Source organism: Labrenzia sp. OB1 (genome assembly GCF_001624695.1).
Classification (GTDB): Bacteria; Pseudomonadota; Alphaproteobacteria; order Rhizobiales; family Stappiaceae; genus Roseibium.
Genome location: NZ_JSEP01000026.1, coordinates 46,722 through 66,645, shown reverse-complemented (window position 1 = coordinate 66,645; position 19,924 = coordinate 46,722). Strand labels below are relative to the sequence as shown.

At 58.9% G+C, this 19,924-nt stretch carries 14 protein-coding genes; 4 read left to right on the top strand and 10 right to left on the bottom strand.

Annotation, left to right across the window (positions count from 1 at the left end; all coding sequences use genetic code 11):
- Together OA90_RS24230 and OA90_RS28710 are read left to right on the top strand one after the other, a co-directional pair.
- On the top strand, nt 1-278 hold a 278-nt coding region (locus OA90_RS24230), incomplete at its 5' end, for a transposase (protein ID WP_199823654.1).
- Between the two features lie 173 nt (nt 279-451).
- The gene (locus OA90_RS28710; RefSeq protein WP_156510623.1) at nt 452-1,477 is read left to right on the top strand and encodes a hypothetical protein; all 1,026 of its coding nucleotides are present in this window, start codon (nt 452-454) and stop codon (nt 1,475-1,477) included.
- A gap of 108 nt (nt 1,478-1,585) precedes the next feature.
- Here OA90_RS28710 and OA90_RS24220 read toward each other — a convergent pair whose 3' ends face one another.
- From OA90_RS24220 to OA90_RS24180, 9 genes are all read right to left on the bottom strand, one after another.
- Nucleotides 1,586-2,179, bottom strand: coding sequence for a class I SAM-dependent methyltransferase (locus tag OA90_RS24220; protein WP_068418905.1), 594 nt, complete (start codon nt 2,177-2,179; stop codon nt 1,586-1,588).
- Between the two features lie 63 nt (nt 2,180-2,242).
- Nucleotides 2,243-3,424, bottom strand: a complete 1,182-nt coding sequence (locus OA90_RS24215; RefSeq protein ID WP_156510622.1) for an ABC transporter permease — start codon at nt 3,422-3,424, stop codon at nt 2,243-2,245.
- Nucleotides 3,421-4,446: an ABC transporter permease gene (locus OA90_RS24210; protein ID WP_068418903.1), complete on the bottom strand. Its 1,026-nt coding sequence runs from the start codon at nt 4,444-4,446 to the stop codon at nt 3,421-3,423. Before OA90_RS24210 ends, OA90_RS24215 begins: the two co-directional genes overlap by 4 nt.
- A 262-nt stretch (nt 4,447-4,708) precedes the next feature.
- Nucleotides 4,709-6,595, bottom strand: a complete 1,887-nt coding sequence (locus OA90_RS24205; protein ID WP_068418899.1) for an ABC transporter substrate-binding protein — start codon at nt 6,593-6,595, stop codon at nt 4,709-4,711.
- Entirely contained in the window at nt 6,592-8,478 is a 1,887-nt protein-coding gene (locus tag OA90_RS24200) for an ABC transporter ATP-binding protein (RefSeq protein WP_068418896.1), read from the bottom strand. Before OA90_RS24200 ends, OA90_RS24205 begins: the two co-directional genes overlap by 4 nt.
- Before the next feature lie 193 nt (nt 8,479-8,671).
- On the bottom strand, nt 8,672-10,552 hold the full coding sequence (locus OA90_RS24195; RefSeq protein ID WP_068418893.1) for an adenylate/guanylate cyclase domain-containing protein: 1,881 nt from the start codon (nt 10,550-10,552) through the stop codon (nt 8,672-8,674).
- 104 nt (nt 10,553-10,656) lie between these two features.
- The gene (locus OA90_RS24190; RefSeq protein WP_068418928.1) at nt 10,657-11,250 is read right to left on the bottom strand and encodes an NUDIX domain-containing protein; all 594 of its coding nucleotides are present in this window, start codon (nt 11,248-11,250) and stop codon (nt 10,657-10,659) included.
- Between the two features lie 61 nt (nt 11,251-11,311).
- Complete coding sequence (locus OA90_RS24185) at nt 11,312-12,511, bottom strand: CaiB/BaiF CoA-transferase family protein (protein WP_068418891.1); 1,200 nt, start codon at nt 12,509-12,511, stop codon at nt 11,312-11,314.
- 17 nt (nt 12,512-12,528) lie between these two features.
- A complete protein-coding gene (locus tag OA90_RS24180) occupies nt 12,529-13,026 on the bottom strand; it encodes a class I SAM-dependent methyltransferase (protein WP_068418889.1) in 498 nt (165 codons plus the stop codon).
- Between the two features lie 226 nt (nt 13,027-13,252).
- On the opposite strand from OA90_RS24180, the gene pepN reads away from it, so the two are divergent.
- The gene (pepN, locus tag OA90_RS24175) at nt 13,253-15,901 is read left to right on the top strand and encodes an aminopeptidase N (RefSeq protein WP_068418886.1); all 2,649 of its coding nucleotides are present in this window, start codon (nt 13,253-13,255) and stop codon (nt 15,899-15,901) included.
- 157 nt (nt 15,902-16,058) lie between these two features.
- On the top strand, nt 16,059-18,413 hold the full coding sequence (locus OA90_RS24170) for a PAS domain-containing sensor histidine kinase (RefSeq protein WP_068418883.1): 2,355 nt from the start codon (nt 16,059-16,061) through the stop codon (nt 18,411-18,413).
- 142 nt (nt 18,414-18,555) lie between these two features.
- Here the strand turns inward: OA90_RS24170 and OA90_RS24165 are convergent, their stop codons facing one another.
- Nucleotides 18,556-19,491 (bottom strand): hypothetical protein, encoded by a 936-nt coding sequence (locus OA90_RS24165; RefSeq protein ID WP_156510621.1) that lies wholly within the window; start codon nt 19,489-19,491, stop codon nt 18,556-18,558.
- Between the last annotated feature and the right edge of the window lie 433 nt (nt 19,492-19,924).

The following is a 19,924-nucleotide window of genomic DNA, read 5'->3' as shown; positions in this document are numbered from 1 at the left end:
CCCATGGCGTGGTCATCCTTGATCAGGCCGGATGGCACACGTCAAACAAGCTCGCCATCCCGGACAACATCACACTCTTGCCTTTGCCACCCCGATCTCCCGAACTCAATCCTGTCGAAAACCTATGGCAGTACATGCGAGAAAACTGGCTCTCAAACCGGGTCTTCAAGGACTACGACCAGATCGTCGACCTGTGCTGCCGGGCCTGGAACACGCTCATCGATCAGCCATGGAAAATCATGTCAATCGGAATGCGTGACTGGGCGCATCGGTCCTGAATTTTGTCGTTTGGTATAAGTAATTGATTTCCAATTATAATCACCCAAACAAGTCATTCATTACGAATAGAATTACTTTTTATTGCATTTATTTGCCTATGCAATTTTAACGATTTTTTTTCCACGCCACCCGATAAAATTACTGACTACCCTAGTCATATAGAGAGGCGATCATGAATAATCTCAAAAACATAAATATCAAAACCTTAGTCATCCTTAGTTTATTTACACTTACTCACTCACCTCTGATCACAACCGCCTCTGCGGATGAGGGAGCCTTGGTATCTGTATACAGTCTTTATAATTACGCTCCCTACGACAAAACATTTTCCTACGAAACCACCGGAGGCTTAAACCCGTCGAGTTTTACAATTAATACCAATTCAAACTCTGGCGGCAAAATCTTTTATAATGTCCCCAACGGCTCTTACACGATAAAGCAATTACCTCTTGAAGGAACTGTAGTAAATAGCTTCTTGTGCAGCCCTGGAACAGTTGATTTGAACACCAACACATGGACCTTTGAGATAACAAGCGATACTAAGCAGGCAGGTTGCTCAATCCTAAACGGACCACAACCTGGAATTTTAACGATTGAGCAAACACTCATTGGAGCTCAATCAGTTGGAACAATAGCATACAATGTTTCGGGGCCGACCACCGCATCTCCTTTTGTAAACACCTCTCCTAACCGGATGGTCAGCACTACTGCAAAGCTTGACCCTGGCAGCTATACAATTCGCCAAGTAAACGGCGACAGTCTGACCCAGAACTTGAAATCTGTGGAGTGCGGAGGAAACCCCGAAAATTCATTTCAAATGGAATCCGGACAAGAAATTACATGTCAGTTCGTGAATGTTGAAAAAAGTAGTGTAACAATTTCGATTGGATCCCATAACGCTCAGCCTGCCTCTTACAGTTTCCTCAGTGATATCCCAGGCTACGCAAATATAGAAATAACCACAAAAGAAGCAATGGGAGGTCCGTTCGCTGTTTTTGGAGCTGAAGTCGTCGCGTCAGTTCCTGCTGATACGTATCAAATTACCTGGAACCAAACTCCTGCCGGCTGGAAAATTTCTTCAGTAGAAGGCAATCATTGCCAACTGGTCGGTGACACTATCAATGTTGACTTCCTGCCGGATTACTCGGGCAGGGAAACCTGCACTATCGTCATGGAAACAGCAATCATCACGGAATAAACTCCGCGGGCTTTCGGTTTTCGACAGCACCGGGCGTTTCATATGGCAACGTCCGGTGCGACTACCGTTATTTACGGAACGGTCCTAATTCTTTTAGAAGCCAGGCCTTCACCCGACCGGCTTCACCAGCCGCATGCGCCAGGTCACGCCCTTCTTGTCCGACACCAGCCGGTAATCGTCCAGAACGTCCCACTTCGCCGTATCGTCTATTGCCTGCCAGAGGGCGTCGATCAGGCGGTTGGCGCCGGATTCGGGGCGTTTGGGGGAGTACATGGAGAGGGCAATGACACCGTCCGGTTTCAGGAAGGGACGGTAGCGGGCCACGAGGGCGGCCGGGTCTTCGGCGAAATGCAGCACCTCGTTGAAGACGATGGCCGAGAAGGATTCGCCATCCTTCGGCTCGAACGTGTGCATGTCCCCTGCCCGCAACGAGGCGATGGCAGGGTCGACATCGGCAATTTCAAGGGAGGCCGGGGAAAGGTCCATGCCGACATAGCGCTTGATGCCCATGGGCTGCAGGCGCTCGTACAAGAGCCCCTCGCCACAGCCGATATCGAGAACCTCGTCCATCGACCCCGTCAGATTGAGCCACATGCCGATGATGCCGTAACGGCCGCTTTCGGGCAGCGAGCGCAGAAAGGCCCAGCGCCCGGCTTCGTATTCCTCATCCCAGCCTTCGGCGGTGGTGGCGTTTTTAGACATGGTGTTTCCTGACGGCAAAGGCGGGCCGAGAGGCCCGCCGGAACGAATGGATTTTCAAAAGCATCACTTATAGGGATCTGCCGCGTCGCGCAAACCGTCGCCGAGAAAATTGAACGCCAGAACCACGATGATGATCGGCAGCACCGGCGCCATCAGCCAGGGATAGACGGTGACCACGGAAATGTTCTGCGCCTCATTCAACAGAACGCCCCAGGAGACGGCCGGACGGCGCAGGCCGAGATTGAGGTAGGACAGCGCGGTTTCACCAAGGATCATCGCCGGGATCGACAGGGTCGCCGAGGCGATGATGTGGCTGGTGAAGCCGGGCAGCAGATGGCGGGTGATCACCCGGCCGGGCTTGGCGCCCATGAGCACCGCGGCCTTGGCGTATTCCTCCTCGCGCAGGGACAGCAGCTTGGAGCGCACGGCACGCGCCAGCCCCGGCCAGTCGAGCAGACCGAGAATGATCGTCAGGCCGAAATAGATCCACACCGGCCCCCAGGTGACCGGCAGCGCCGCCGAGAGCGCCATCCACAGGGGCAGTTCCGGCAGCGACCTGATGATTTCGATCATCCGCTGGATCATGTTGTCGAGGAAGCCGCCGAAATAACCGGCAATGCCGCCAAAGAACAGCCCGAGCACGATGGAGATCGTCACGCCGACGATGCCGACCGTGAGCGACAGCCTGGCGCCGTAGACAAGACCGGAGAACTGGTCGCGGCCGAGCCTGTCGGTGCCCAGAAGGAAGAGGGTTCCCCCTTCCGCCGGACAGAACAGGTGAAAGCTGGTGTCGAACAGCCCCCAGAACTCATAAGGCGCGCCGTTGCAGAAGAAGCGAATCCGCTGCACATCGCTCGTGTCGTCCGTAAAGACCCATTGCAGGGTCTCCATGTCGAGGGAGGATTTCATCCCGTAGACGAACGGCCCGACCAAGCTGCCTTCGTGGAACAAGTGAACCGGCTGCGGCGGCGCATAGAGGTGGTCGCTGTCGCGCAGGTTCGGCGTATAGGGGGCAATCGTCTCGGCGAAGGGAACGCAGAGGTAGAACAGGATCAGGACAATCCCCGACCAGACGGCAAGCTTGTGGCGCTTGAACTTCCACCACATGATCTGCCACTGGGACGCCTGGAAGAAGCGTTCCTGCTCGGCCGTCATCTCCTCGGTGACAGCGGGATTGAAGGGAGCCGGATCGACGTAGTGCTCGACCTCGCGCTTCGGGGTTCCATCTTTCGGGTCCATGCTCATGACGCCGCCCTCCCGCCGAGGCGTATCCTGGGATCAAGGACCGCAAGCAGCAGATCGGAGATCAGCATGCCGATGAGCGTGAGCATGGCGACAAAGAGCAGGATGAAGCCGGAGAGAAACTGGTCCTGCGACTGCAGGGCCGACAGCAGGACCGGACCGACGGTGGGCAGGCTCATAACCACGGAGACGATCACCGAGCCGGACACCAGGGACGGGATCAGGTTGCCGATATCGGCGATGAACGGATTGATGGCCATCCGCAGCGGATATTTAATAAGCAGCTGGTTTTCCTTCAGGCCCTTTGCGCGGCCGGTGGTGACATACTGCTTGTGCAGTTCATCGAGAAGATTGGCGCGCAGACGCCGGATCATGGCGGCGGTGCCGGACGTTCCGATAACGATTGTCGGAATGACCAGATGCGCCAGCACCGACATCGCCTTGTCGAAGCTCCACGGCTGATCGATATACTCCGGCGCCATCAGGCCGCCGACCGACAGGCCGAACCAAAGGTTGAACAGATACAGCAGTATCAGCGCCAGCAGGAAGTTCGGCGTTGCCAGCCCGATATAGCCGATGAAGGTGAAACCGTAGTCCCCCCAGGAGTATTGCCGTGTCGCCGAGTAGATCCCGATCGGAAAGGACACGACATAGACGAACAGGATCGTGGCGAAGTTGAGCACGATGGTCAGCGGAAGCGTCGGGCCGACGACCTGATCGACCGGTTTGTCGAACTCGAACGACCAGCCCCAATTGCCCTGAATAAGACCGTCCAGGCCATGCGGCCCCGGCCACAGGCCGATCCAGACGAGGTAGCGTTCGAAAAACGGCCGGTCGAGCGAGAACTCCTTGCGCAGGAATTCCAGCTTGGCGATCGAGGACTGCTCACCAGTGGATTTCAGCGCCGCAATCTGGTTGGAAATGTAATCTCCGGAAGGCAGTTCGATGATGAAGAATATCAGCAGACTGATCACGAACAATGTCGGGATCATCATCAAAATCCGGCGAAGAATATAATAAAGCACCTAATATCCCCTCTGCCCCGATTGTGTTCTCAAGGCAGTCCCCGGAGCAACCTGTTCTCGAACGGACCAAGGTTACTCCAACACTTTTCAACCGATCAACCTGTCCGCTTTCCCATACTCTCATGCGAAAACGGATCGATCCCGCCTTAATCCGCGAAGGCCACCTGCACCCGCGTTGTCAGTATGAAGCGGCGAAACCGGCCGCCTCACACTTTCCTGCAAGTCCGAAACCGCTGATTCAATGCGTTTCGGGCTCAAGATGTCAGTCGGCCTTGTAGAATTCATCCATGCGGTGAATGCCGAAATGCGCGCCCGGATCCCAGCCGTAGATGCCTTCAAGCGGAACATTCTCGAGATTCTTGATCACCACCGGCTGGGGAACGCTGGAAACCAGACCGATATGGATGGTTTCTTCCGCATGGATCTTCAGAATTTCCTCCCAGATCGTCGTCCGCTCCTCCGGTGTTCTGGAAGTGAGCCAGGAGTTGTACAGTTCCATCAGGCGCTCGGCAGGTTTCCAGTCCGGCTTTTCACCGCCCTCGCCGCCGGTCTCATAGTAGTCGCCCCAGGCGTTCCAGCTGAATCTGTCGCCATGCACGGGTGCGTAGTCGTCCGGCGGCATTTCGGAGGTCGGTATCCCGTTTTCAAAGCCCCACCAGACGGACATGACCAGTTCGCCCGTAATCGAGCGCTCACGCATGTTGTCGCGCTGGCTCGGCTTTGCGAACAGTTCAACGCCAACCTCTCTCCACATCTCGGTGACAAGTTCCAGGGCATCATCCTGCACCTGTTCCTCGCCCGCCGTTTCAACGATGATTTCCAGCGGTCGTCCGTCAGGCATCAGACGGATGCCTTCGTCGTTGCGTTCGGTCAGCCCGATTTCATCCAGAAGCGCGTTGGCCTGCTCGGGATCGTATTCCGCCCACTTGTTCGTGTATTCGACCTTGTAGAGCGGGCTTGCGGGCAGAACGGTGTCGTTGCCCGGCTTGCCGAGGCCGAAAAACAGGACGCGGTTGAGCAGCTTGCGGTCGATTGCAAGCGACAGGGCGTGACGGAAACGGGTGTCCCGCAGCAACTCGCGCCAGACCGGGTCCTTGACGGTCAGGTTGGGCAGAATGGCGATTTCCGAGCCCTTGGTGTTGGCCCAAAGAGCCGTCGTATAGTCATTCTGCTTTTCGCCCTTCTTCAGCACGGTGATATCGGCAAAGTTGAGATTGCGGGCCTGAAGATTGCTCTCGCCCGCCTGAGACTTTGCCGGGATCAGTTTGCCGTCGGCGACAGTCATGATGATGTCGTCGATATAAGGAAGCTGCTGACCGGCGGTGTCGACCCGGTGGTAAAAGGGATTGCGTTCCAGAATGAACCGAAGATCGCTATCGCTGCGCTTGCGCACCCACGGCTGCAGGCTGGGCAGATCGATATTCCGGGCATTGTACATGTCGTCTTTTTTGTTGTGCAGCGGCGCCCAGCTGCGGGCCTTCACCTTTTCCGCTTCGCTGGTGATGAAATCCGGGTCGCCGTATTTTTCATGGAACTGCTTCAGGTAATGCGCCGGGCGGTAGATAAACGGCGACCGTGATTTTGCCAGTTCCGGCAGGAAAAGCGGGTTCGGTTCCTCCCAGGTGAAGCGCACTGTGGTCTCGTCCAGAACTTCGAAGACCGGAGGCTTGCCGTTGACCTGAAGGAACGGCGGCAGTCCGGAGGGGTTCAGGCTCTCGTTGCTGACGACATCCTCGAAATAGTACCGGATGTCCTCGGCGCCGAAAGGATGACCGTCCGACCATTTGTGCCCCTTGCGGGTCTGCAGCGTAAAGATCCGGCCGTCCTCGACGGTCACGTCCTTCAGGATGTCGGGAGCGAGTTCAAGCTCCTCATCGTAGCCGACAAGGCGTGCATAGCCCCATACGTTGATCAGCCGGACATCCTTGGCGCGGCCGATCAGCGTATCGATCGAACCGCCTTGCTTGCCGGTCTGGCGGCCTTTGGCTTCAAGGTCCACGATCAGAGGTTCGGCGGGCAGCCGCTCCGCCACTGGCGGCAGGGAAGGATCGAGGCCCGGTGTTTCTTTAAGCTCCAGCGCGGCCAGGGGCCCCGCCATCATTGCGGCGGTCAGGAACAGACCCGCCCTAAGTGAATTCAAGAGATTCATGCTGCAGTCCCCTCAAGCGCCCCGGCATTCTTAAGGCCGGGTGCGCAGACAAAATGATCCGGTTCCATCTCGACGAGCGACGGCTCCATACCGTCTGTCAGGCGGAAAGGTTCCGGCCAAAGTTGCGGCTCGGATGCCCGTTTGGCATCGAGAGCGGCAAAATCGAGTTGCGCCGACAAGTCCGGTTCTGGAACCGCGGACAGGAGCGCCTTGGTATAGGGATGAAGCGGATTGCCGGTGACGGTGCGCGTCTCGCCCATTTCCACGAGGCGGCCCCGGCACATAACGGCAATCCGGTCGGCAAGATAATCCACTACCGCCAGATTGTGGCTGACGAACAGGTAGGTCAGATTGAGATCCCGTTTCAGATCCTGCAGCAGGTTGAGGATCTGCGCCTGAACCGACACGTCAAGAGCGGAAGTCGGCTCGTCGCACAGGATGAACTCCGGATTGAGCGCGAGCGCACGGGCGATGCCGATGCGCTGGCGCTGTCCGCCGGAGAAGGAATGCGGATAGCGGCGCAGGAAGCGCGGATCGAGGCCGACCAGGTCCATCAGGCTGCGTGCGCGTTCAGCGCGCTCCTGCGGTGTGCCGATGCCGTGCACCTCAAAGGGTTCCATCAGGATGTCGTTGATGGTCATACGCGGATTGAGCGAGGAGAACGGATCCTGGAAAATCAGCTGTACCCGCCGGCGGTAATCCATCAGATCCGCGCCCTTCAGCGCGGCGATGTCTTCCAGACCCTTGCCGCGGTTATAAAGGATCTCGCCGCCCTGAAGGCCGATTGCCCGCAGGATCGCCTTGGCGGCGGTGGTCTTGCCGGATCCGGATTCGCCGACCAGCCCGAGACACTCTCCACGGCGGATGGTCAGGTTGATGTCGTCCAAGGCGGTGAGGGTCTTGGCCTTGCCCCCGAGAAACGAGCCTTTGCGCAGGGTGAATGTCTTGGTGACATCGCGCATTTGCACCAGCGGCTCGCCGGGCGCGACGTCGCAGTGCGGCCGGTTGCGGGTCAGATCTTCCGACTTCAGGATGATCGGGCGGATCGGCACCAGCCGTTCGTCCCTGTCCATGTGGAAACTGGGAACCGCGTTGAGCAGAGCCTTGAGGTAATCGTGCTTCGGATCGGAAAAAAGCTGCTGAGCGGTGCCCTTTTCCATGATGCGGCCATGGTAGATGACCGCGATCTCGTCGGCCATGTTTGCCACAACACCGAAGTCGTGAGTGATCAAAAGGACCGACATGCGCAGCTCGGCCTGAACCTCACGAATAAGCTTGAGGATATCCGCCTGGATTGTCACATCCAGGGCCGTGGTCGGTTCGTCGGCGATCAGAAGCGCCGGCCGGCAAATCATCGCCATGGCGATCATGGCCCGTTGCCGCAAGCCGCCGGACAGCTCGAACGGATAGGTGTCCAGCGCCCTTTCGGGATCCGGAAACTGGACGAGACGCAGCATTTCCCTGGTGAGTTCACGGGCCTGCGCCCCCGAGACGTTGCGGTGCAGAAGCGCCGCCTCGCCGATCTGGTCGCCGATGGTGTGCAGCGGCGACAGGGAGGTCATCGGTTCCTGAAAGATGATAGCGATGCGGTTGCCGCGCAGATGCCGCATCCGCGGCCCCTTGCGCTCCAGCGTCGCGATGTCGACTGGCGGCTCCGCACCGGTCGGATCGGCCAGGATCACATTGCCGGAGGTTATCGACGCCGCCTGAGGCAAAAGACCCATGATCGTCTGGGAAATGACCGTCTTGCCTGAACCGGATTCCCCCACAAGCGCGACTGTCCGGTTTTCGGGCACCACGAACGACACATCGTCGACAGCCCGGACAAAACCTTCCGCTGTATTGAAATCTACTGTCAGTCCCTCGATCGAGAGAACATTCACCACGCTTTTCCTTCCCGACCAGGATTGTTTGCGAAAGGCTTACTAAGCCCATGTTGCAATACAAAGACAACCAAAATCGCGCGAAGATAGCAATGCAGAAAAGCGGTGAACGTGTCTGTGACAAGCATCACATTTGAGAAAATTCTCTTTTACGTTCAGAATCTTGGTTGAACCGGCAAGAAATACAGCCGCTCTATTGGGCCGCGCTTACCGGCACATCCTGTTCTCCTGAGGCAATCGGAGACGCCTCCGCGAACGGATCCAGCCAGTAAACCTCCATGAGACCGCTGCGGCCGCGCAGATGATGCTCTCCGACGGGGCGGTGGTTTCGCTCGGCGGGAAGCTGCGCCACGGTATCGGCGCTGGCGAGGATGGTCACTTCCGGAGAACCGGGAGCTTCCTTGCCCAAGGTCTGCAGGCGCTCGGCCGCATTCACCGTGTCACCGACGACCGTATAGTTCCAGCGGTCCAGCGCGCCGACGTTGCCGACGACGGCATGGCCGGTGTGGATGCCGATCCGCAGACACATTTGCGGCCGGCCGGTCCGCTTCGCCTCCTCGTTGGCCGCATGAAAGGCCGAGGCGATCCGGCGGGCGGTCCTGACCGCCGCTTCTGCATGATCGTGGCGCGCATCCGGAGCGCCCCAGAAAGCCAGCATGCCGTCGCCCAGGAATTTGTCGACCGTCCCCCCCTCTCCCTCGACGGCCTCCACCAGAATGGCGAAGTGGTCATTGAGAAGGCCTGCGGTTTCTTCCGCGCTCAGATGTTCGGACAAGGCCGTGAACCCGACAATATCCGTGAACACGATTGTCAGCTCCGCGCGCCGTGCTTCGGCCGCCTTGCCGCCGCCGAGGCGCATGAGCTTGATGAACAGAGAGCGCGGCACATAGGGGTTCATGGCCTTCAGGCCTTCCACCATGGAGTTGAAGGCCAGTGCGACCTGATCGACCTCCGCGACCCGGCTGCGCGGGAGCGGTTCGACCTCATTCAGCGACAGACTGCCCACGCGCTGCGACTGAACCGCGAGATTGCGCAGGGGGCGGGCAACCCGCAGGCCTATCCAGTAGGCGATCAGCACCGAAATCGCCAAAGCGCCGAAGCCGACCAGCAGCGAACCGGTCAGCCGCTTGACTTCCCTGGAAACGGTTGCGCCGCGGAAATACTGCCCGACAATCCAGGGCTGATCGCTGAACCCGTCGAGGCTGGCCTTCATGACGATAAAATCCTCGTCCTTGGCCCGGACACTGGAGACTTCGATGCCCAGGTCGGCTGCTTTCTTGAACTCCTCCAGCGGTTCCTCATCGCCCAAGGCGGCGATCACCGGGTCTCCCGCGGTTTTCCAGGGGGCCGGTAGCGCGTTGTTCATGCCTCCCCCGGTCTGAAGCCAGTCCTGATCGGAGTGCATGATCAACTGACCTTCTCCGGAGATGATAAAGACGGTGTTGTCGTTGCCTTCATCCTGGGAGGTGACGATATGGGCCAGGTCTTCCATTGTGCTGGCGGCCGTCAGAGTTCCGATCATCTCGCCGTCGCGCACCAGCGGAACCGATACATTTGCAAACAGACCGACTTCCTGACGCACGAGCGGGCCCCAGGTCGGAGGACTGTCGGCCGCAAGACGGGGAAGTTTCTGGACGTTCATACCGGGAGGCGGCACATCGGTTTCCACCCGCCACAGTTTCCCCGAAGGAGCCCGGAACATGCCGATCCGCCGTCCCTCCAGATCGGTCAATGCCAACGTGCTCACATCCGCATTGGCGCTCAGGACAATCGACAGGTCTTCCAGGGTCTCGTCCGGGTTGTCGAACCCGATGGTTCCGTTGTCGAAATAGGGTTTGATCCCGACAACCGCATTTTCGACAGATCTGAAATGCGTGCGAAGCTGGGTGTCCAGTGCTTCTGTACTCAATATGGTCTTGTCGTTGAGAAGCGAAAACGTATTACGGAAATTCGCCGAGACCGACAATCCAAGGACCAGACCGATTGCGATTGCCACGAAAGCGCCGAAGCCGAGCCCGACGATTGTCGTCAGGGACCACTTCAGGCGCCGTCCGCTGCGTTTCATGATCGCCATCGGGCAGAATCCTCTTTCGGTAACAGTCAGCTTACCTGCCAAAGTGTTTGCGTCAAATTAAGGCGAAAACCGCAAGGAATGTAACTGAACGGTCGGAAATTGTATCAGGGCCGGGTTGCTGCCCGTTTTCTCAAGGCAAGATCCTGCAACAGTATGATCGTCTTGGCGTCACAGATCTCTCCGGTTCGAATCATGTCCAGCGCCTTTGACAGAGGCACGTGAAGGACTTGTATGTCTTCGCCTTCCTCTCTTTCGCCTCCACCTTCGGAAACCTTGTTCTTCAGATGGTATGTGCCGGTGAAAAAGGAAAGGTATTCGGTTACTGAACCGGGACTCATATGCAGATCATAGAGATGCTCCAGAACCGAGACGTCAAAGCCTGTCTCCTCGATCAGCTCCGCCTGCATCCGGTCCTCAGGATGAGCACCTTCCAGCAGCCCGGCGGGTGTTTCAATAAGGAAAGGGTCCTTGCCGTTCAACCAGACAGGCAGACGAAACTGCCGGGTCAACAGGACACAATCCGTTTCGGGATTGTAAAGCAGGCAGGTTACGCCGTTACCCCGGTCATAGGCTTCACGGGTCTGCTCCTGCCAGCTCCCGTCCCGGCGTCGCAGTTCGAACCTGTACCGGTTCAGTTTTCCCCAGTCGTCGGAAAGGACACTGGTTTCAAGGATTTTCAGGAATTCCGGCTCAGCCATCATGTCATCCGCAGAACAGATTTTTTGGGAGGCCTTGTGGAGAACAGGCCCTGCGAGCCGGTCAGCCGGGCGTGGTATCACCGCCGGCATCCGGCGCCAGCCCGAGCTCCGCCAGGATCTCCTGCGTATGCTCGCCGAGCCCGGGTGCGGCGTGGTCCAGAACGAGCGAAGCGTTGCGGAATTTGATCGGCGTGCGAACCGAGGCGACCGAACCGCCCGCGACCCCGCTTGCTGGCAGTTCGACCTTGAGCTCCCTGTGCTTCACCTGCGTGTCATTGAAGACATCCTCGACGGAATTGATCGGCCCGGCGGGAACGCCTTCCAGTTCCAGCGCATCGAGAAGATCGTCGCGCATCCGCGTCTCGGTTTCCGCGGTCAGAAGCGGCACGAGCTCCGAGCGTGCAGCAACCCGCGCGGCGTTGGTGGCGAATTTCGGTTCCTCCGCCAGCTCCGGCAGGCCAAGCGCGCCACACAGACGCCGGAACTGGCCGTCATTGCCGACGGCGATGATCAGGTGCCCGTCCCTTGCCGGAAAGATCTGGTAGGGAACGATGTTGGGATGAGCGTTGCCGAGGCGCTTCGGGGATTTGCCGGCGACAAAATAATTGAGCGCCTGATTGGCTAGTACGCCCACCTGTGCATCCAGAAGGGCCATGTCCACCCATTCGCCCTCGCCTGTCTGGTCGCGCCGGCGCAGCGCGGAGAGAATGCCGACGACGCCGTAAAGACCGGTGAATATATCGGCGAAGGCAACGCCGATTTTCTGCGGCTCTCCTTCCGGTTCGCCGGTCAGGTCCATGATCCCGCCCATGCCCTGGATCATGAAGTCATATCCCGCGCGATGAGCATAGGGCCCGTCCTGGCCGAAGCCGGTGATCGAGCAATAGATCAGCTTCGGATTGACCTTCCGAAGGCTTTCATAGTCCAGGCCATATTTGGCAAGACCGCCGACCTTGAAGTTCTCGATCAGGACGTCCGCATCCGCGACCAGTCTGCGGACGACTTCCCGGCCTTCTTCGGTGCGAAAATCGACCGCAATCGAGCGCTTGCCGCGGTTGCAGGCATGAAAATAGGCGGCATCGCGGTCCTGTCCCGCCTCGTCCTTGAGGAACGGCGGGCCCCAGCCTCTGGTGTCGTCTCCTTGAGGGCTTTCGACCTTGATCACGTCCGCGCCGAGATCGGCCAGGGTCTGGCCCGTCCATGGGCCAGCCAGAATCCGGGCGAGTTCGACAACCTTGATGCCATTGAGCGGCGCGTTCATACGCGAATCCTCGAATTTCAAGCTTCCGCGACCTTGCGGTAGATATGGTAGCGGCCCTGATGAATGCCTTCAGGCTTCTCAAGGGTTTCGAAATTCGACAGATGAAGTTCGAGTGCGGTCAGCACGTATCCGCCGACAGCCATGCGCTCGTCGAGCAGCGGTTCAAGCCAGTTAACGATGGCTAGATCGTTGGTGGGATCCGCGGAACCGATATCGATATGGGCAAAGGACGCCTTTGCTCCGACGCGGGGACCGCAAAAGGCCAGCGTGTCGCGAATGTCGCCCAGGATCATATGTTCGGCATCCGGCGCGCAGCTCGGGTGGCAGTTCATGGCCAGATCGAACACGAAGATGTCCTTTCGGGGATAGATTTCCCGCAGGTGATCATAGGTGCGGCCGTTGCCGAGGCCCAGTTCAAGGACAGGTCCCTCGACTTCGTTGACCTTGTCGACAAGATGCTCCAGCAGGATTTTCTGGGAGGTCATACGGCGGATAAAACTGTCCAGACGGCTCATTAAAAAACTTCCTGTTACTGACAACGCTCCTCACATAGACAATGCCTTGCGTCAGGTCAAAGCCGTCTCCGACAATTCGCTGTTACGGTCTTCCGGCCGACCCGTTGGCCTGGCAAGGGAAACAGGTCTTTGCCATGAACTCCGATCATGCTAACGGCTAAGCCAAAGGCGGGTTTCCTTGTTACCCGCCGCGATTTGTTCAGCTGATCTGCTTCAGGAGACCTCGATGCGTTCCGAAACGGCGCCGGCCATCCGGCTGGAAGACTATCAACCGCCCGCCTACCGCATCGATACGGTTCATCTGGACGTTCTTCTCGATCCGGCGGCCACGAAAATCACGGCCACGCTGTCGATTGCCCGCACACAGGGTACGGAAGCAGGCGCGCCGCTGGTTCTGGATGGCGACGAGTTGACCCTTGCCGGCCTGAAACTGAACGGCGAAGACCTGCCGGGATCCGCTTATGTGGCTGCGCCTGACCGGATTGAAATCCAGAGCCCGCCGGCCGCACCTTTCGAGCTGACCATCGAGACCGAAATCAATCCGGACGCCAATACAAAGCTGATGGGGCTCTTCCGGTCTTCGGGAACCTATTGCACCCAGTGTGAAGCGGAAGGCTTCCGCCGCATCACCTATTTCCTCGACCGGCCCGATGTTCTGGCAGTCTATACGACCCGCATCGAGGCGCCGAAGGCGGAATGCCCCGTACTGCTCGGCAACGGCAACCGTCTCGAGGAGGGCCCTGTCGAAGGGACCGACCGCCACTATGCCATCTGGCACGACCCGCACCCCAAACCCGCCTATCTGTTCGCCCTTGTCGCAGGAGATCTCGCCGAGGTTCCGGACCGGTTCATCACGTCTTCGGGGAAAGACGTCGCGCTCAACATATACGTCGAGCACGGCAAGGAAAGCCTGTGCGCCTGGGCGATGGATTCGCTCAAGCGCTCCATGCGCTGGGACGAGGACGTCTTTGACCGCGAATACGATCTGGACGTCTTCAACATCGTCGCTGTGTCGGATTTCAACATGGGCGCAATGGAGAACAAGGGCCTCAACATCTTCAACGACAAATACGTTCTGGCGGACCCGGAAACGGCGACCGACCAGGACTACGCCAACATCGAGGCGGTGATCGCGCACGAGTATTTCCATAACTGGACCGGCAACCGCATCACCTGCCGCGACTGGTTCCAGCTCTGTCTCAAGGAAGGCCTGACCGTGTTCCGCGACCAGGAATTTTCCGCCGACATGCGCTCGCGTCCGGTCAAGCGCATCGCCGATGTGCGCCTGCTGAAGTCCCACCAGTTCCCGGAAGACGCCGGACCGCTTGCCCACCCCGTGCGGCCCCGGCTCTATCATGAGATCAACAACTTCTATACGGCGACCGTCTACGAAAAAGGCGCCGAGGTCGTGCGCATGCTCAAGACCCTGCTGGGCAGTGAGACATTCCGCGCAGGTCTCGACCTTTACTTTCAGCGCCATGACGGCGAGGCGACGACCATCGAGGCGTTTCTGGCGTGTTTCGAGGAAGCCGCCGGCACCGATCTCGGCCAGTTCGCCCTCTGGTACGATCAGGCCGGCACGCCGGTGGTGACGGTCAAAACGCGATACGATTCCAGGCGACAGACCTTCTCCGTGTCCCTCTCCCAGGAAATCCCGCCCGTACCGGGACAGAAATCGAGCAAACCCGCAGTCATTCCGCTTCGCTACGGTCTCATCGGCCCCAATGGCGAGGACATTGACATTACGACCGCGCCCGAAGGGGGCCGGGTTGAAGGCGATGTCATCGTGCTCGAGAAAGCCAAGCAGGAAATAACCTTCCGCGATATTTCTTCCGCGCCGGTCCTGTCGCTTCTGCGCGACTTCTCCGCACCTGTCCGCCTCGACCACGAACTCCAGTCGGAAGACCTTCAGTTCCAGGCTGCTCAGGACAGCGATCCCTTCAACCGCTGGCAGGCGGTGCAAACCCTTGCCATGCAGGATCTCGTCCGGCTGGCGAGCCTGAACCGGGAGGACAAACCCGCCGTCCCGTCCCAGGATGTCCTCCGTGTCTTGGGGTCCGTGCTGAGCGACACGTCGCTCGACGCGGCGCTCAAGGCCCAGGCCCTCACCCTGCCGAGCGAAGCGGACATTGCCCAGGAGATCGGCAAGGATGTCGATCCGGATGCCATCCATGCGGCCCGCAAGATGCTCCGGCAGGCCGTTGCCCGCCAGCATGGCGACATTCTTCTCGGCCTGGCGCGCGGCCTGTCCGGTGAGGGTGCATATTCTCCCGATGCCGATGCAGCCGGGAAACGGGCCCTGTCCAACCGGGCGCTTTACTATTACGCGGCCTCCGGTTCGCCCGATGCCGCCGGTCTGGTCTGGGACCTGTTCACCAAAGCCGACAACATGACGGACCGGCTGGCGGCGCTGACCCTTCTGTTGCATGATCATATGCCCCGCGAAACAGAGGCAATCGCCCTGTACAAGACGCGGCACGAGACAAATTCGCTCGCCATGGACAAGTGGTTCATGGTTCAGGCCACTGCCCCGGGAGACGAGACACCGGCGAAAATACGCTCCCTGATGAAGCTACCGCTTTACGAAGCCGGCAATCCGAACCGGGTGCGCGCCTTGCTGCAGTCCTTCGCCACCGGGAATCCCACACAGTTCGCCCGCGCCGACGGAACCGGATTTGAGTTGATTGCCGAATCGGTTCTGGAGATCGACAAGCTTAATCCGCAGGTCGCCTCACGCCTTCTCACCAGTTTCCGCTCCTGGCGCGCGCTTGACCCACAACGATCTGCCCTTGCTGAAACTGCCCTCCTGAGGGTTTCTTCATGCGAAGATCTGTCAAGGGACAGCCGCGATATCGTCGACAGAACACTGCAATAGTGGGCAATACTGTGAAAGGTTAACGCAAGACCAGCAAAAACGGACGAGCGTTAACCATTTTCTTCTTTGCCGGGGCTGGACAAAAACAGACGTTTTGATTCAAATGGAAGTGATTCGGGGCAAGCTCCGAGGCGGCGGATTTTGAGGCACACTTCCTATGGCGCGAGCATTTGCTGGCGACGCGATTTCGCGGCGCGGCGAGAAGGAGTCGGACGACAAGACAAGCGCAAGCCAGCCGGGCTTGCCCTTGCAGCCCCTGTTCACATCCCTTCTGGAAAGCCTTGCGCGCACCGACGGCTTCATGCGCCGCGCCATTCCCGGCCTGGCGATCATCTTCATAGTCATACTTGCAATGTTCCGTGCCGGCGAGCTGATCAACAGCTTTTCCGAAACCCGGCAATCCGCGCAGAGCACCCTCAGCCTTATGGCGACAGTCGTCGCCAACAGCCTTGAGGCTACCGAAGCCACCCTGCCGGAAGCAAGTTACAGGACAATCCTGAAACGCGACCTCGCCAACAGCCTCCCTGCCGGTGCAACCAGCAAGGGCCGGATTTTCCTGATCACGGATGAGACGGGCAAGATCGTGGCCTCCGCGCCGCCGCAACCAGCCCTGGAAAACCGCCCGGTCACCGATATTCTCAGCCCGTCGCAGCCCCTGACCGTCTTCGGCGCGCGCGCGGGCGTTCTGTCCGTTCCCGCGGACATCGGCGGCGGCGATGGAGACGAGCAGGTGTTTGCCACCGTTCATCACCTCGACGGCCGCCTGGGGATGGTTGCCGTCCTGCAGCCGGAAAGCCACGTCTTTGTCGAGTGGCGGAATGAGCTATCGACGAATGTCACACTCTTTGTCGGCACTTCCCTGGTACTGCTGGCGATGATCTACGGCTTCTTCAGCCAGGCCACGCGCGCCGAGGCCACGGACGAGATGTATGCCGCCACGAGGGCCCGGATCGACACCGCCCTCACCCATGGACGCTGCGGACTGTTCGACTGGGATCTGTCCAGAGGCCGGATGTTCTGGTCCTCATCGCTCTATGAACTTCTCGGCCGCGAACCGAAGGACGACATCCTGAGCTTTGCCGACGTCGCCGACATTACCCATCCGGACGACATCGACCTGCTCGGTCTTGCCGAACATCTGCTGGAAAGCGGCGAAACGCTTGTGGACGAGACATTCCGCATGCGCCATGCCGACGGCAGCTGGATCTGGCTGCGTGCCAGGGGCGAGATTCAGTCGGAGCCAGGCCGGGCCGAGCCGCATCTGATCGGCATCTGCATCGATATCACCGAGCAGCACCGGCTTGCCGAGCAAAGCCGGATGGCGGATCTGCGCCTGCGCGATGCCATCGAGACGATTTCGGAAGCATTCGTTCTGTGGAACCACAAAAACGAACTGGTGATCTGCAATTCCAATTACCAGTCGCTGCACAGCCTGCCGAGTTCGGTGATCAAGTCAGGTACGCCCTACAAGGACGTGATGGCTGCCGCCTCGAACGCGGAAGTCGCGCCGCAGCCGGTCACCGTCACGCAGCGCGGCGGTGCGCCGGACGGCTCCTATGAGGCGCAACTGGAAGACGGCCGCTGGCTGCAGATTTCCGAACGCCGCACCAAGGATGGCGGTTTCGTTTCGGTCGGCACCGACATCACTGCGCTGAAGAAACACGAAGAGAAGCTGCTGGACTCCGAACGCCGGTTGAAGGCCACCGTCACCGACCTGCAGAAATCCCGTCAGACACTGGAAGTCCAGGCCCGTCAGCTCGTGGATCTGGCGGACAAGTACCAGGAAGAAAAGACCCGGGCGGAAGCGGCCAACAAGGCGAAATCGGAGTTCCTGGCCAATATTTCGCATGAGCTCAGAACCCCGCTCAATGCGATCATCGGTTTCTCGGACATCATGACCCAGGAAATGTTCGGGCCGATCGGCACCGATCGTTACAACGACTACTGCAAGGACATCTATTCCTCGGGAACTTACCTGCTCAACGTGATCAACGACATTCTCGACATGTCCAAGATCGAAGCCGGCCGGATGACCATCGAAACGGAAGCGGTCAATGCTTCCGCCGCAGCGGAAGACGCCAGCCGGATCGTCACGGGAGCCGCGACGGAAAAGAACATCACCGTGAACACCGATCTGCCCGCGGACATCTCCGTCCAGGCGGACAAGCGGGCATTGAAGCAGATCCTGCTGAACCTGCTCGCCAACGCGGTAAAATTCACCCCCGACGACGGCACGGTCACCCTCAGGGCGCGTCCGCGCGGCGACAAGCTGCGCTTCGAAGTGAGCGATACCGGCATCGGCATCTGCGAACGGGACATCGAACGTCTCGCCCAGCCCTTCGTTCAGGTGGAAAACCAGTTCACCAAGACCCACCAGGGCTCCGGCCTCGGTCTTGCCATCGCCCGGTCCCTGGTCGAGCTGCACGGCGGCACCCTGACAATCCAGTCGGAAGTCAGAAAAGGCACTACGGTCAGCTTCACGCTTCCGCTGGCGGACCCGGACGCTGCCTGACCCGGATACGCCGGATTTCGGCACGATTCTAGAGAAAGCCGCGTTGAATTGAATGCAGGAAATCGCCCGAACGCGTTTATAATGTAAATGCTGCTGCGGGCGTCCTTCTGAACCCCACGGCTCCGATTGGACGAGGCGGGCTCTAGTTTGCCGACAGCGGCGGAGGTGCCGGCGGAGCGCTCAGGATGGGAGCGCCTTGCGTTTCCGGATGCTCCGCATCCAGTCCCGCAAGCCGGAAGATCTCCTCGACCCGCTGCTCGAACTCCATCTTCTGACCCATGTTCATGACGGAAGCGACTTTCTTCTTCTGGTCGCCGGCAATGTCCAGATGCATCCCGTGTCTCCTGTTGGCGTTCTGACACCCGCTGAAGTTGAAACCGGTCCTGCTGAAATCCTGGCTCATCTCTTCGGGAAACTGAGTGCGCTCCAGCGCGATGAATATGAGGGTCGCCCGGTAGAAATTGAAGCTCTGACCTTTTGTCTTGCCGGCTTCGAACCTCTGGCTGTTCGGCCTTTCCGGGCGCATATTAGGCGGTTCGGCGCCATGTCCGACGCCCGTTCCCGCCGAGGCCACCAGTCTCGGCAGTTCCGATCCGAAGTATCTCAGGTGCTTTTCCTGATACTTGGTGACAATCCGGATAACTTCCTGACGTGTTTCCCTGTTTTCGCAGTAGACAAGGACGGTGTCGGTCTTGACCGCGCCGGGTGCTGCGACTTTCGCGCTGCTGACGCCGCGCAGATGCCAGACCTTCTTCAGGATCGCACTGAACGCATTCGCCCGCGTCGCTTCCTTCAGATTGATATAGACACGTTCGGTGCATACGGGCATCCGAATCTTCTGAATATGGATGAATGCGCCAACCCAGTCTCTCGGTTCCGGAAAATCGGCAAGATTCTTCATTTCTTTCAATTCGTTGGTCTGGCACCAGTATATGATAGGCCCTTCAAGCTTGTTGTGCAGTTTCCTGTAGAGCGTTCCGGAGAAGGTGGTCATCGTCCTTTCGCTGATACGCTTGCCTGCGGTCGCGCCGCAGATGTAGCCATAGATCTCCCTGACCGCCCGGTTGTCTGGCGACATATGCGTCTGTCCTTTCGGCCGGCCTGTGGCCCGGGCCTTTTGCATCAGTTCCGCCCGTCTCAACCAGGCCCAGTCCACAACGTTTTTCAAGTTCCGATGAAGCGCCATTTGATCTCTCCATGCACCGTCTGTTGTCTCAATATGGAGAATCCAACCGAGGTGAACCTGTGTCGCGCGTCACCACCGCGCATAATACCAGCCGCAATAAATAAGAACCTATTTGACCATGACATGAGCGCGACGCTGCGGAGCGCGCTCATGTCATGACCTCCGGTGGCTTGTTCAGGCCGTCGCCCGATGCAGAGTTTGCATTGCAAATGCGTTCGGGCGATTTCCTGAATTCAATTCACGCGGCATGCTCTTGAAAGGTCCGATTGCTGCATGCTTGTCCGGGAGGGGAAGAGATGGCGTAATTCCTGCCGTGGGGACGGCA

Excerpts from the sequence above, each read along its gene's own strand:
- OA90_RS28710 (WP_156510623.1), top strand. The coding sequence starts at position 452 with ATGAATAATCTCAAAAACATAAATATCAAAACCTTAGTCATCCTTAGT.
- OA90_RS24220 (WP_068418905.1), bottom strand. The coding sequence starts at position 2,179 with ATGTCTAAAAACGCCACCACCGCCGAAGGCTGGGATGAGGAATACGAA.
- OA90_RS24215 (WP_156510622.1), bottom strand. The coding sequence starts at position 3,424 with ATGAGCATGGACCCGAAAGATGGAACCCCGAAGCGCGAGGTCGAGCAC.
- OA90_RS24205 (WP_068418899.1), bottom strand. The coding sequence starts at position 6,595 with ATGAATCTCTTGAATTCACTTAGGGCGGGTCTGTTCCTGACCGCCGCA.
- OA90_RS24195 (WP_068418893.1), bottom strand. The coding sequence starts at position 10,552 with ATGGCGATCATGAAACGCAGCGGACGGCGCCTGAAGTGGTCCCTGACG.
- OA90_RS24190 (WP_068418928.1), bottom strand. The coding sequence starts at position 11,250 with ATGGCTGAGCCGGAATTCCTGAAAATCCTTGAAACCAGTGTCCTTTCC.
- OA90_RS24185 (WP_068418891.1), bottom strand. The coding sequence starts at position 12,511 with ATGAACGCGCCGCTCAATGGCATCAAGGTTGTCGAACTCGCCCGGATT.
- OA90_RS24180 (WP_068418889.1), bottom strand. The coding sequence starts at position 13,026 with ATGAGCCGTCTGGACAGTTTTATCCGCCGTATGACCTCCCAGAAAATC.
- pepN (WP_068418886.1), top strand. The coding sequence starts at position 13,253 with ATGCGTTCCGAAACGGCGCCGGCCATCCGGCTGGAAGACTATCAACCG.
- OA90_RS24170 (WP_068418883.1), top strand. The coding sequence starts at position 16,059 with ATGGCGCGAGCATTTGCTGGCGACGCGATTTCGCGGCGCGGCGAGAAG.
- OA90_RS24165 (WP_156510621.1), bottom strand. The coding sequence starts at position 19,491 with ATGTCGCCAGACAACCGGGCGGTCAGGGAGATCTATGGCTACATCTGC.